Source organism: Ensifer sp. SL37 (assembly GCF_026672675.1).
GTDB classification, from domain to species: Bacteria; Pseudomonadota; Alphaproteobacteria; order Rhizobiales; family Rhizobiaceae; genus Ensifer; species Ensifer adhaerens.
In genome coordinates this window covers 140,489-153,412 of record NZ_JAPPRN010000003.1, presented here as the reverse complement: position 1 = coordinate 153,412, position 12,924 = coordinate 140,489, and the positions used below count along the sequence as shown (strand labels likewise).

Here is a 12,924-nt window from a genome sequence, read left to right as displayed (position 1 = left end):
GCGGTGGTTCCGGCCCGCGTTAAGTGCGGGCCGGAACGGCACCCTCACAACACAAAACCGCAACCTCTTCACCTGCGGCCATTGCCGCATGGGCTTTTGAGAGAACGCAGGCGGAGGGGTTAGCGCTTAATGTGAAATCATGATTGCATGCAATCATGTGGGAGCTAGGACGATGCCGAGGCCCCGCCGAAGCTGTTTGCGGCGAGTGGCCCAAAACCGATGCCGGCTGACCAGGCTTAATAAACCGTCAATGTAACCATGCTTTCTTGCTGACAGGAAAGCATGTACGCCTAATTTCATGAAAGGATGCAAGCATGATTACAGTCGCGTTCTGCACGCAAAAGGGGGGAACCGGAAAGACGACAATCGCCACGGCGCTCGCTGTCGCCGCGCATTTAAGCGGGAAGAAATCGGCGTTGCTCGACCTTGATCCTCAGACGAACGCCGTCAATTGGTTCGACCGGCGCGAGCGTGACGGCCCAGACGTTGCCTCGATACAGCCTGGCGCTATCCGGCGTTCGCTGGACGCCTATCGCGGCCTTGGCATGGATTGGGTGTTTATTGACACACCTGGCAAGATGGACAGCGCCTCAACAGAAGCGGCCAAGCACGCCGATATGGTCTTGATCCCGACACAGGCGCAGATATTCGCGATCGACACCTTGGAGCCGCTAAAACGGCTGCTGGACATGGCGGGCAATCCGCCCTCGTTTGTGGTGCTGAATCTCGTGCATCCCAATGCCGGGGGCAGGGCGGTCGACGACGCCGCCGCGATTGCCGATCGCTTTGGCGTGCCAGTCGCCCCCATCCATATGTCGCGTCTGAAAGCCTACGAGGACGCGCCGGCCCTGGGGCAGACGCCGCAGGAAATGGAGCCACAAGGCCGCGCCGCCCAGGAAGTCGCCGGACTGTTCTCTTTCCTCTCAGAACAGGCAAGCATGATTGCAGGAAAGCATGAAAGGATGAAAGCATGACGCGCAAGCCCTCTCTCTTGGCTGCCGCCATGAAAACCGCTGAGCAACCGGCATCCGTGCCAAAAGCACCGACCACTTCCGACACGCCGGCAGAGCCTAAGGGCCATGCTCGTGGCTTACAGCCGGCGGGGAGCTACGTTGCACCGTCGCGTCTGAATAAGACGGCCAAAACGCACTACCTGCCGCCCGCTTATTGGGAGACGCTGGAAGAAATCAGTTTCCGCACCCGCGATGAACAAGGCAAGCGCATCCCGCAGGAGCGGCTTGTTGCCGAGGCGCTGAATCTGCTTTTCATGAAGTACAATTATCCGCAGGTCCGAGAGAGCGAAAATTAAACGGGAAAGCATGATTGTATGAAATCGTGCTTTCCCAATTCGACCACTCAAGGAAATGAGGAAATCCGGCAATCCGCCCCCGTCCGTCCCTACGGCCCTTTATCGATAGAGCGGGCCGGTCGGGGGCTACCGTCGCCTTTGCTGCTGGAAAATTCCGGCCCGGAAGCGAACGCTCTTTTTGATTGGGCCGTAGAGAGCTGGAGGGGCAGCCAGTGATAATGTCCCGGCGATTAGGGTAAAACCGCCAGCTTCCGCTTCGCTGCGATCTCGGCGCGGAGCTATCAAATATTTAAACTTCGCTAAAGTCGTAGCGAAACCCGCGAACATCCCAGAGCTCCGCTAAAGTCGGAGTTTCTTTCAAAAATCGCAGCACCTTCCTGGCTGCGATTATGTTGTAAGGGAAAATCCCAACAGACGAATGTCCGCAATTGAGACGCAGGACCTCTGGCGAACTACCGCATTTCGTTAATAGCTCTATCACGCGATCCGCAGCTTCTGGACGTGCGATCGTATCGTCTTTGCCAAGCACGAACATCATATCCAGGCGAGGACGTGTGAGGCCCCAAGTATGCATCTCCAGGTTAATGAGGCCCCAAGCGGTTCTCAAATCTTCGAGGGACATGGCAGGTTCAATACGACCACGTAACGACTTCATGGTCTCCGCAGTCCAAACAAGATCAGCAGGACTCATTGGCGATACCATGAGAACCGCTTTATCAACCTTCTCTTCTTGGGCAGCGATCAGACCAGCAACCGTTCCACCTAAGCACATGCCTACGACGGAGATTTTGTTATACCCCTGACGATGAAGCCAACGAACGTATCCATCCGAGCAGGGCCGCAGGATTTTGAGCGCCGCGCGTGGTAACGTGGGTTCATGGAGATCGATGAGGACAAGATCGACGATGCGGTTTTGGCGCTGCTATGGCTGACGCTGCATAACGAACGCTGTGCCTGGAAGGGCTTCGACTGGGCAACGACGGATCGGCTTCACAAGAAGGGCTTGATCGGCGACCCAGTCAACAAGTCGAAGTCATTGATCCTGACCGATGAAGGCTTGGCGCGTTCGGAAGCATTGTTCCGGGAGCTGTTTACGCGGCCGCCGCAATAGCCGTCCCTTTGTGTGTCTTCCATTGCCACGGCAGCAGTTCGTGCAGGCGGGAGACGGGAAGATCGGCGATGCGGCTAAACACATCGGCGAGCCACGCCTTTGGGTCGACGTCGTTGAGACGGCAAGTCGTGATGACGGAGAGCATGATGGCGGCACGATCGGCCCCACGCTGGGAGCCGGCGAAGGTCCAGTTTCGACGCCCGAGGGCAATTCCTCTCAGCGCGCGCTCGGCCGCATTGTTCGTGAGACAAATCCGGCCATCGTCGAGGAAACGGGCAAAGCCATCCCAGCGCTTCAGCATGTAATCGATCGGCTCGATCACCTCGGACGATTTGCTGAGCGAGGCGCGCTCCCGTTTCAGCCACGCGTGCATGTCATCGAACAGCGGCTTGCTCTTTTCCTGCCGCGCGGCCAGTCGTTCTGCGGCGCTCAATCCATTGATGTCGCGCTCGATCTCAAACAGCGCGTCGTACCGTTGGACGGCCTCCAATGCGATCGGCGAGATTGGCTTGCCCTTGCGCTTGCGGTCGCGGGCATTTTTCTGGATGTCGGCCAGTTCAAAGAATTTGCGCCGCGCGTGCGCATGACAAAAGGCGAAGGTGATCGGCACCGCTTTCTTTTCGGCGACACTGAGCGGCTCGAAGCCATTGTAACAATCACTCTGCAGAATGCCGCCATACGCGGCCAGGTGCTTCTGCGGATGCTCGCCGCGGCGGTCGCTCGACGCATAGTATATGGCCGCCGGCGCTGCCGCGCCGCCGTAGGGCCGGTCATCGCACACGTACGTCCATATTCGCCCGGTCGTGCATTTGTCTTTGGCCTGGATGGGAATGGTGGTGTCGTCGCCAAAAAGCCGCTCGGCCGCGAAGACATGCGTTTCGATCAGATCAAAGATCGGCAGGAGCGCGGCCGTTCCATACCCGACCTGGTCGGCCAACGTCGAGGTCGAAAGCTCGATGCCCTCGCATTTGAACCGGGTGCTCTGGCGGTTGAGCGGGCTATGCATGCCGAACTTATCGAACAGGATCGTCGCCAGCAGATGAGGACCGATAAAGCCGCGTGGCGTGGCATGGAAGGGTGCCGGCGCCTGGCTGATCTTCTCGCAGTCCCGGCAGCTAAATTTCTCGCGTACGGTTTCGATCACCTTGAACCGGCGCGGAACCTCCTCGAGCGTCTCGGTGACGTCCTCGCCCAGTTTCGACAGGCGCGAGCCACCGCAGCAGGCACAGGTGGTCGGGGGATCGATCACCACGCGCTCGCGTTCGATATCCTCCGGCCACGGCTTTCTCAGCGGCCGTTTGCGCGTGAACGAACGCACGCTCGCGGTCTTGGCGGCAGCCGCTTGCGCTGCGGCTTCATCCTCCGACGCCGCCATTACCAGCTCTTCGAGCTGCAATTCCATCTGGTCGATCAGGCGCGCCGTGCGCTCGGAACGCCGGCCGCGCAGCTCGCGCTTCAGCTTCTCGATCGCCAGTTCCAGACTGGCGATCAAAGCCTCGCTGTCCGACAACATGGCCTGCGCATTGGCGGCTTGCGCCACCGCAATGTCCCGTTCAGCGACGACGGTGTCGCGCTCGGCGACAACGACATCACGTTCAGCCTGTAACATCTCACGCTCGGAAAGCAGCGCCAGATAGGCGCTCGCAAAGTCCGCAGGAAGATCCACAGGCTTCGAAGTCATGAAGCCATTCGATCAGATTCATTCAATATTTTCAATGCAATAATGCTATCCGATCCGTGTCGGACGCCAGGTTTCCTGCGGATTGCGCCAGTCGATCCCGGACAACAAATAGGACAGTTGCGCCGGTGAGATCGCGACCGCCCCGCCCTCCATATTCGGCCAGATAAACCGGCCCTTCTCCAGCCGCCGGGTAAAAAGGCAGGCGCCCAGACCATCATGCCAGATGATCTTCAAAATATCCGATCTGCGGCCCCTGAAGACGAAGAGATGCCCTGACAACGGATCATGCTGCAGAACCTCCTGCACCCGAAGCGCCAGAGAGGGAAAGCCACAGCGCATGTCCGTATAGCCCGTCGAAAGCCAGACCTTGACCCCTGTTCCCATCGGAAACGGATTCACCGCAGCGCCTCCAGTCCGCGCATGATCCGAAGCAGCGCTTCAACGTCGACATCGCGGTCCACGATCACACGACGACCGTTGGCGCTGACAACCTCCATCCGGCCGGCGTTCGGCAACGACCCTGCTACCGGCTCTACCTCTGGGACAAGCAGCGCCGGCACAAAGCCGCCCACAGGCGACGCAACATCCAGTTGCCACGCTCGTGCGAGCCGGCGCCATTCATATAACTGCGAACGCGATATTCCATGTCGCCGCGCCGTCGTCGCACACAAGCCAGGTTCCGAATAGCTCTCCGCGACAATCTGCAGCTTCATCTCTTTGCTGAAGCGTCGCCGCCGGCCGCCATCGATAATCTCAAGTCGTTCCATTCCGCACTGTCCGTATTGACGTCAATAAGGACAGTCAGTGCCAAATCCGACAATTCCTACAAGGCGACCCACCTCGGACGCGTACCAACGAACAATCTTACGGCCATCTAATACTGCCTGTCTCATCGACCGGACGGTACGGCCTAAATTCGCGTTGAAGAATTGCTCCTCGGAGTAGACGTCGGAACCACGATCAAAGTGATACGGAAGGGTAGCCTCGATAACTGTTATGCCCCTTGCAGCAAAGAACTTCGAGAAGCTGTCGTAACGGTTCCGCGCGTACCAATGATGAAACACAATAAGTGCATGATCTTTCGATCCGCTATCGGTGACTACACATTTAAATGTATTGTTTTTTTCATCTGAAGTTGTGATGTCAGACTGAAAAGTAACACTATTTTCGTCTTCGCTTAACGGCTTAGGGGGCAAAATCGGGGAGAAAAATAGTTCTCCGTCGGCGATATTCGTGAACGCCAGGTCGCCACCGCTGGCATACCTGTCCTCGGTCTCGTTAACCGCGAACGCCAAGGAGGTATCATAACCAAACTCTATGAACGTGTGATCGATATGCTTCTGGCGTTGTAGTGACCTCAAGATGTGCTTGCGATCATGACGACGGGCTAGATAACGAAACATATTTTTTCCCATTTCTTGCAGATTAGGGGCGTCCTGGAATTTTTGCGCCGCGCGTTGCAGTTCGCGGCGTTCCGATCGGGCAGATGGGCCATTGATCATTTTCCATGGCCCGCCCTTTAATGCACTGTCGAACTGGATAAGGGCAGCAGCTTCACAGTCCTGTTTATGACTTTGCGGAACTGTCGCCAATCGGGTAGGTCCCGTTCGTTCACCCGCTCCTGAACCGCCGTCAATATCCAGCCGACGCAGGCAATGTCATCGTCGGCCCTGTAGGTATCAAACCGCTTGAAACAGGCGACGATGCGGGGACGGGCATCGCCTTTATCTTTGGGAATACCGGCAATCAACGTTTGAGCCTCCTGGTAGGCGAGCGCGATACGCCGCCGATCGTCGGGACCGCTTTGCAAGACCATCCCGCACGCCCAGGCGAGAGTTCTGGACATATCCTCGGACTCGCTTTTCATGCCGGATCGAACGACCCCCTGAACTCCGGATCGGCATAATAGGCGAGTTTTCCGGCGATGATCGGCCGTTGCCCTGCCAGGAACAGCAATTCGATGTGCTGCGCCATGCTGCGAACTTCATCCGGGGTGAGCAGCGGCCGCGCCGTGTGATGCTGACTGTAGGAGATACCGGATTTTTCGGAATCGAGGGCGCGCCCCATGGTTTGGAAGATGACGGTTTCCTGTCCGAGCAGATCGGAAACCAGACGGGCGCTGTCGTGGTCGTTGACGCCGAAGACCTGGAGGACGCCGGCATTCGACAGGAAGGTCCCCGCCCGCTGTCCATAGGTGGCACGGAGCTGGTGGACGTCCTGAAGGATCGGCCAGAGCTGGACGCCATAGCCGGCCATGAGGCCCATGGCGCGTTCGACGGGAGCCAGATGCCCGAGGGCGGCGAACTCGTCGAGGAGATAAAGCACAGGGACGGCCGGCTTCGTTGGCTCGCGTGCCATGTCCGTGAGGCTTTGCGTCACGAGGAGACGCAACCACCGCGAATAGGTCGAGAGCCGATCGGGCGGCAGGACCAGGAAGACGGAGACGTTCCGGCGCTTGAGATCGGTAAAGCGAAAATCGGACCGACCCAGAACGGCGGTCATGCGGGGGCTATCAAGGAAATGGGTATGGCGCTGCGCGGCTGACAGGACGCCGGCGGCTTCGCGATCGGATTTTCCGAGAAAACGGTTTGCCGCTCGCGCGATCAGGCCGGCCGCCTCCTGGCTTTCCTGCATGCGTTTGAGCAGGGCGGAGAACTGTTCCGGGGCGAGTGTGAGATATTCACGGAGTGTGCTGAGGTGACGTCGGCCGGAGGATTCCGTCGCAACGATCTTCAGGATCAATCCGGCAATGAGCGCCTTGGCTTCCTCATTCCAATGTGCCTCGCCTGTCATGCCGGGCTCGTCAAACACGAGAGCGTCGGCAAGGGTGCTGGCGTCTTCCGCGACGTCGACTCCATCGGGATCGAGCGTGTCGAGCGGATTGAAGGCGGCCGAGGCCAGGCCGGTAATACCGAAGGGATCGAGGACATGGACGGGGCCGAATTGCTGGCGGGCACGACCGGCGATCTTCGCATTCTCGCCCTTGGGATCGATGCAGATGACGGAACGGTCGGCGGTGAGCAGGTTCGGAATGATCGTTCCCACGCCCTTGCCGGTTCGCGTCGGCGCCATGGTCAGCAGATGGGCTGGACCATCGTAGCGCAGCAGCTTCCCGGTCTTCGGATCGCGGCCGATCAGGAGGCCGGAGTCGGTGCGGGCGAGGGGAGCAACTTCCCTGTCGGTCGCAAAGCGGGCGGAGCCGTGGGTGTCGGCGTCGAGGTGCCCGAAATGGAGTGAGACAAAGGGGGCGATCATCGCCAGGAAGAGCAGCGCCATGAAGACCATGAAGGCGATATTGAAAACGCCCCATGCCCATGTGCCTTCCTGAAACCCTGCCTCCATCAACATCGGGCCGACAGTAAGGCCGATAACGAGAACAAGTCCGAGATAGATAGCGGCGAACGTCAAGCCGCTCTTGCTCAGCGCAGTCGCAAGCAGGTTTGCGAATGCCCAGCCCGGGTTTTGGAGAGCCAGGCGGATCATGGTCGAAAACGCTTTTGTCACTCTCATGCAGGCTGTTCCGTAGAGGGGGAGGTGTTGGCGGGTTCGGAAGTATTCTTCGCGTCGAGGAGATCGGCAAACAACGTCTTGTCACTATCACGGGTAAGAAAGCCCGGAAGCTCGCGGCGCAACCAATCACCGAGGCGCTTGGTGAATTCCGGATCGTTTGTGTTCTCCAATCGATGCAGAACGAGCGCGCCGAGCAGTACCTTGCGGCGAGTATCGTTGGCTCGCTCCTGTTTCGACAGTCGCGCCTTGAGAGCGGAACGTTGCGCCTCCAGTTCGGCCAATCGCTGTTCGATGGTTTTGCGTGCCATGCTTGTTCCTTCACTTCGTTGCGGGAGCGGCCTTGAGCTTGACCATGATGATTTTCGGGTGATCGCCCGTACTCTCCATGTCGACGAGTCCGGACGCCGCGACGAGATCGGACAGACGGGCGAAGCCGTAGTTGCGGGCGTCGAAATCCGGCGACTGTTTGGCCAGATGTGCACCGACGCGGGCGAGATTGGCACGCCCGTCCTCGTCGGCCGAGGCGGTGACGGCCTTAGTGAGCATTTCGAGGGCAGCATGATCGAGCGACGGTCTTACCAGCGCCGGTTTGGCGATCGGCGGGGCGGCCTTTTGCGCCGCGGCCGGCTTGCGGGTTTTCGGTTCAGCCGCGCCCGGCGCTTCAGGTCCCGGTGCTGCGCCATTGAGCACATCGAAATAAACGAATTTGTCGCAGGCGGTGATGAACGGGCGCGGCGTCTTGCGTTCACCGAAACCATAGACCGTCACGGCCTGTTCGCGCAGCCGTGCCGCCAGTCTGGCAAAATCGCTGTCGCTTGAGACGATGCAGAAGCCGGAGAAGCGGCCGGTGTAAAGCAGGTCCATGGCGTCGATGATCATCGCGCCGTCGGTGGCGTTCTTTCCGGTGGTGTAGGCGAACTGCTGGACCGGCTGAATGGAATGCTCCAGCAGGCAGTCCTTCCAGCCTTTGAGATTCGGGCCTGTCCAGTCGCCGTAAATGCGTTTGACGCTCGCCACGCCATAGTTAGCGATTTCGGCGAGCAGCCCGGTGACGATCTTCGGCGATGCATTATCCCCGTCGATGAGAAGCGCGAGTGTTTCGGACGCCATCGGCCTAACGTGCCTCACCTTCAGTTACGGCGAACTGTTTTCCTTCCGGCAGCAGATGTGGATCCTCGACTGTAGCCGTATGTTCCGGGCGCGTTGCCGTCGCGGGAAAGACGATGCCGGTGATTTCCGGTTCGCTGTTGAGAATGCCCGCCAGGAGCTGATCGACTTCCTTGACGTAGTTGCCAGCGAAGTCACGACTCACATTCAGGTCACCCTTCGTGGTCTTGATGGTGACGCCAGCGAGATGCGGCAGGAGATCGAAGATCCGCGTCAGCGAATTGTTGGTCTCGGCACTGAAGGCGATCGGCGCATCAGCATTTCCGACCATCAGCAACTGCCATGGCGGCCGGCGCGTCCTGATTTCCGTCAACCTGTCGATCCCGCCTCTGTCACCAGTCTCTCCGCTCATGGCGCTCTCCATCTCATTGCCGATACGACGGTTACTATAGGAATGTTGCTGCTCAATTACATAGAAAAGTTGCATCGCCGCTTGAAAATACAGCCTGGGTGTTGCACATTCGCGACCTCATCTTGAGTGCACTGAGGTTTCCGCAGGCGCCGCACCGTGGCCGAATGAGCGAAGCGAAGAAGGTTACAAGGGCGCACTTACGAGTTGCTGCGCAACTCAGATGCGCCGATCGCAGATCGGGGAAGGGCAACGGCGTTTGGCGATCTACCATTTGAGCGCAAAGCCGATTTCGCGGGCGAAGGGCCGTAGCGCCGTCGCTTCCGCGGCTTATCGTGCGGCTGTGCGCTTGACGAACGAGCGCGACGGGCTTGTGCATGACTTTACCCGGAAGGAGGGGGTGGAGCACTGCGAGATCGTCTTGCCGCAAGGGGTCTCCGCCGATTGGGCTTTGGACCGTTCGGCCTTGTGGAATGCGGCCGAGTTTGCGGAAAAGCGGAAGGACGCGCGTGTCGCTCGCGAATTCGAGATCGCGCTTCCGCACGAGCTGTCGGCGGAAGGGCGGTTGGAGGCGGCGCGGGCGTTCGCGCAGGATCTCGCCGATCGCTATGGCGCGGCGGTGGATTTCGCGATCCACGCGCCGCATGACAGTAGCGACGTCCGCAACCACCATGCGCACGTGATGATGACGACGCGGCAGGTTGGCGAAGACGGTTTTGGCGACAAGACCTATATCGAGCGCGAGAACAAATGGCTGTTGTCAAACGGCCTTGCCACGACCGACATGCAGCTTCGCGACATCCGGCAATCGTGGGAGAGCATTGCCAACCGGCAGCTGCAAAAGGAAGGGCTGGATATCCGGATCGATCACCGGAGCCATGCCGAGCTCGGTCTTGAGATCGAACCGACCGAGCATATGGGTGTGCACGCCACGCAGATGCAGCGGCGCGGGATGGGTGTGTCCCGCGGGCGGCTGGGCGAGGACGCGGCTGAGCGCAATGCGGAGCTGATCCGCGAAAAGCCGGAGCAGGTGCTTTCGATCATCACGCAGGAAAAGAGCGTGTTCGACCGGCGCGATATTGCGCGGACGCTGCATCGCTACATCAACGACGATGCGCAGGCCTTCCAGAATGCCTTTGCCGTCGTGATGGCATCGCCGGCATTGTCCGAGCTTCAGCCGGAGCGTACCGACCAGCAGACAGGAGAGATCGAGCTGGCGCGGTATTCGACGAAGGAAATGATCGAGATCGAATCCGGCATGGCGCGCTCGGCCGAGAGGATGGCGGAGACGCGCAGCCATGGTGTTGATCGGTGGCATGTCAGCCGAGCGATGGAACGGGAGGACGCGGCGCTTCAGAAAAGCTCGGCCGATGAAACCGCGCAGGGAGGTCCTGTGCCACGGCTTTCCGACGAGCAGCGGCGTGCGATCGAGCATATCACCGGACCGGAACGCATATCCGCTGTCGTCGGTTTCGCCGGCGCTGGCAAGTCCACCATGCTGGCGGCGGCCCGCGACGCCTGGGAGGCGCAGGGTTATCAGGTTCATGGCGCAGCACTGTCCGGAAAGGCGGCCGAAGGGCTGGAGGAAAGTTCCGGTATCCAGAGCCGCACGCTCGCATCCTGGTCCCGCGGCTGGGATAACGACCGGGGAATGATCGGCCGCGGCGACGTGTTTGTCATCGACGAGGCCGGTATGGTGGGGAGCCGGCAGCTTGCCCGCTTCATCGACGAGGCCGAGCAGCGCGGGGCGAAGATCGTTCTTGTTGGCGACCATGAGCAGCTGCAGGCGATCGGAGCCGGCGCGCCCTTTCGGGCCATTGCCGAGCAGATCGGCCATGTTGAGCTGTCCGACATTCGCCGCCAGCGTGTGGACTGGCAGCGTGAAGCATCGGTTTCGTTTGCGACCCACAGAACCGCCGAGGGTCTGGCGGCGTATCGCGACAATGGAAACATTCGCTTTGCGGCTGGTCGCGATGAGGCCCGCGCTGAGATCGTGCGGGATTACCTTGCCGATCGCGAGCAGCGTCCGTACGGCACCCGGGTTGCCATGGCGCATCGCCGTGCCGATGTCCGGGCGCTGAATGCGGACATTCGTTCCGAGCTTCAGGAGCGGGGCGAGCTGGCGAAGGGTGAAGAGGGCGGAGAACTGGTCTTCCAGACCAATGACGGCAAGCGGGCATTCGCTCCCGGCGACCGGATCGTGTTCCTTGAAAATAGCCGGGACCTTGGTGTGAAGAACGGTATGCTGGCCACCATCGAGCATGTTCAAGCCGAACGACCAGGTGCCGGCCCAAGGATCATTGCGCAGCTCGATGGCCGAAACGGCGATAGCGTCAGCATTCCGATGGATACCTATCAGGCGATCGACCACGGCTATGCGACGACGATCCACAAGAACCAGGGGGCGACGGTCGATCGCGCCTTTGTGCTGGCATCCGGCACCATGGACCGGCATCTGACCTATGTCGCCATGACCCGGCATCGCGACGGGGTGCAGCTCTATGCCGACCGGCAAGAGTTCGCCGACCGTAAAGCTGGCAAGCTGGTGGAGCACGGCGTTGCGCCTTACGAGCATAAGGAGGGCAACAGCCAGAGCTATTTCGTGACGCTGGAAAGCGAGAAGGGCGAGCGCTTCACCACATGGGGCGTCGATCTGGAACGCGCCATGGCCGAGGCCAAGCCGGAGATCGGTGCGACGATCGGATTGCAACATCAGGGATCAGAGCCGGTTCGGCTTCCGGACGGCCAGACCGTAGAGCGTCATTCATGGAAGGTGCAGGACGCCGGCGAACTGGCCTATCAGCAGTTGGAATCCCGTCTCTCGCGTTCCGGTGCAAAGGAAACGACGCTGGATTATACCCGCGACTTTGCAGAGCGGCGCGGGATCGCGGACGCGTTCGGGGTCAAGAGCGAGATCGAGATACCCCATGAGCGGAAGTCGACGGCCGAGCGGCAACGCCTCGACAGTGGGTCCCCGCAAAAAGCCGGCGGCGGTTTCGTGCAGGCGCAGGGGCTTGGCCCGGACGAGGCCGGGAAAGCCGAGCCGCTTGTGCCGGTGATCACCCGGCATGATCGGAGCATCGAGGAGGTTGCTCGCGAAAAGGCCATGCCGACATTCAACCAATATTGGGAAGCTGTGGAATCGGTCTCTCGGCACGTCTTCCGCGATCCGGTCGAGGTGACGAGCCGGTTGCGTAGCACCATCATCGACCAGGGCGGCGATGGCAAGGCGATGGCGAAGGCCATGGCCGAGCAGCCGGAACGGTTCGGAGACCTTCGGGGAAAATCCGGTCTGCTCGGCGACAACAAGGAGCGCAAGGAGGCACTGCGGTACGCTCGCTCCGTCGCCTCGCATCTGGAATCTTCGGCTTCGACCTGGGAGCGCCGTCTTGGCGAGGAGCGCAAGTCTGAACAGTGGCAGCGCGACAAGCGCGATGTGGTCGAGGTTCCCGGCCTCACCCCGCGCAGCGCCGAAATCCTCGATCGGGTGGATAAGGTATCGGACAACAAACGCGACCAACTGATTGACGAACTGCGATCGACACCGGAGGGCAAGACCGCGCTCGAGGAAGCCAAAGAGGTTGCCAGGGCGCTCGAGCGCCGGTTCGGTCATTCCGATCCCCGCGCCTTTGCCACGGAACTCGAGAAGCGCCCCGAGCTGGCGAAGCGGGCCGATCAGATTACGACCGTTGCCCGCATGGTCGAGCGCACACGCATGGCCGAATTGAGCCGTGACCACACGCTGAAACAGGAGCTTTCCCGCTCGCAGGGGCTTGGGTTGAGCCGATAGGAGGGAT

14 protein-coding genes are annotated in these 12,924 nt (G+C 60.2%); 4 read left to right on the top strand and 10 right to left on the bottom strand.

The genetic code is table 11. From position 1 onward, the window contains the following. The first annotated feature begins 314 nt into the window (after nt 1–314). Together OVA00_RS11760 and OVA00_RS11755 are read left to right on the top strand one after the other, a co-directional pair. Nucleotides 315–974 (top strand): AAA family ATPase, encoded by a 660-nt coding sequence (locus OVA00_RS11760; protein ID WP_127318431.1) that lies wholly within the window; start codon nt 315–317, stop codon nt 972–974. Further along, on the top strand, nt 971–1,309 hold the full coding sequence (locus OVA00_RS11755) for a chromosome partitioning protein ParB (RefSeq protein ID WP_206533523.1): 339 nt from the start codon (nt 971–973) through the stop codon (nt 1,307–1,309). Before OVA00_RS11760 ends, OVA00_RS11755 begins: the two co-directional genes overlap by 4 nt. Nucleotides 1,310–1,598: 289 nt before the next feature. Here OVA00_RS11755 and OVA00_RS11750 read toward each other — a convergent pair whose 3' ends face one another. Next, a complete protein-coding gene (locus OVA00_RS11750) occupies nt 1,599–2,153 on the bottom strand; it encodes an alpha/beta hydrolase family protein (protein ID WP_268088973.1) in 555 nt (184 codons plus the stop codon). Nucleotides 2,154–2,186: 33 nt separating this feature from the next. Here OVA00_RS11750 and OVA00_RS11745 point away from each other — a divergent pair, with 33 nt between their 5' ends. After that, on the top strand, nt 2,187–2,420 hold the full coding sequence (locus OVA00_RS11745) for a DUF6429 family protein (protein ID WP_192439505.1): 234 nt from the start codon (nt 2,187–2,189) through the stop codon (nt 2,418–2,420). Here OVA00_RS11745 and tnpC read toward each other — a convergent pair. Genes tnpC through OVA00_RS11700 form a run of 9 tightly spaced genes read right to left on the bottom strand, consistent with a single transcriptional unit; the run spans nt 2,401 to nt 9,130 of the window. Next, nucleotides 2,401–4,101 (bottom strand): IS66 family transposase, encoded by a 1,701-nt coding sequence (gene tnpC, locus OVA00_RS11740; protein ID WP_268088965.1) that lies wholly within the window; start codon nt 4,099–4,101, stop codon nt 2,401–2,403. The two genes, OVA00_RS11745 and tnpC, sit on opposite strands and share 20 nt — an antisense overlap. Before the next feature lie 45 nt (nt 4,102–4,146). Further along, nucleotides 4,147–4,500 carry an IS66 family insertion sequence element accessory protein TnpB gene (tnpB, locus tag OVA00_RS11735; RefSeq protein ID WP_018237843.1) on the bottom strand — a complete coding sequence of 118 codons (354 nt, stop codon included), beginning with the start codon at nt 4,498–4,500 and terminating at the stop codon, nt 4,147–4,149. Next, complete coding sequence (gene tnpA, locus OVA00_RS11730) at nt 4,497–4,868, bottom strand: IS66-like element accessory protein TnpA (RefSeq protein WP_250806925.1); 372 nt, start codon at nt 4,866–4,868, stop codon at nt 4,497–4,499. The genes tnpB and tnpA overlap by 4 nt, the downstream gene beginning before the upstream one ends. Nucleotides 4,869–4,889: 21 nt before the next feature. Further along, nucleotides 4,890–5,603: a hypothetical protein gene (locus OVA00_RS11725; protein ID WP_268088964.1), complete on the bottom strand. Its 714-nt coding sequence runs from the start codon at nt 5,601–5,603 to the stop codon at nt 4,890–4,892. A 17-nt stretch (nt 5,604–5,620) separates the two neighbouring features. Next, nucleotides 5,621–5,968, bottom strand: a complete 348-nt coding sequence (locus tag OVA00_RS11720) for a hypothetical protein (RefSeq protein WP_268088963.1) — start codon at nt 5,966–5,968, stop codon at nt 5,621–5,623. Beyond that, entirely contained in the window at nt 5,965–7,611 is a 1,647-nt protein-coding gene (locus tag OVA00_RS11715) for a type IV secretory system conjugative DNA transfer family protein (protein ID WP_127318427.1), read from the bottom strand. Before OVA00_RS11715 ends, OVA00_RS11720 begins: the two co-directional genes overlap by 4 nt. Next, complete coding sequence (locus tag OVA00_RS11710) at nt 7,608–7,919, bottom strand: mobilization protein (RefSeq protein ID WP_127318425.1); 312 nt, start codon at nt 7,917–7,919, stop codon at nt 7,608–7,610. The genes OVA00_RS11715 and OVA00_RS11710 overlap by 4 nt, the downstream gene beginning before the upstream one ends. A gap of 10 nt (nt 7,920–7,929) precedes the next feature. Further along, complete coding sequence (locus tag OVA00_RS11705; RefSeq protein ID WP_127318423.1) at nt 7,930–8,721, bottom strand: NYN domain-containing protein; 792 nt, start codon at nt 8,719–8,721, stop codon at nt 7,930–7,932. Between the two features lie 4 nt (nt 8,722–8,725). Continuing rightward, nucleotides 8,726–9,130: a hypothetical protein gene (locus tag OVA00_RS11700; RefSeq protein WP_127318439.1), complete on the bottom strand. Its 405-nt coding sequence runs from the start codon at nt 9,128–9,130 to the stop codon at nt 8,726–8,728. A 256-nt stretch (nt 9,131–9,386) separates the two neighbouring features. Between OVA00_RS11700 and traA the strand changes: the two genes are divergently transcribed. Then, nucleotides 9,387–12,917, top strand: a complete 3,531-nt coding sequence (traA, locus tag OVA00_RS11695; protein WP_268088962.1) for a Ti-type conjugative transfer relaxase TraA — start codon at nt 9,387–9,389, stop codon at nt 12,915–12,917. The last annotated feature ends 7 nt before the right edge of the window (nt 12,918–12,924 follow it).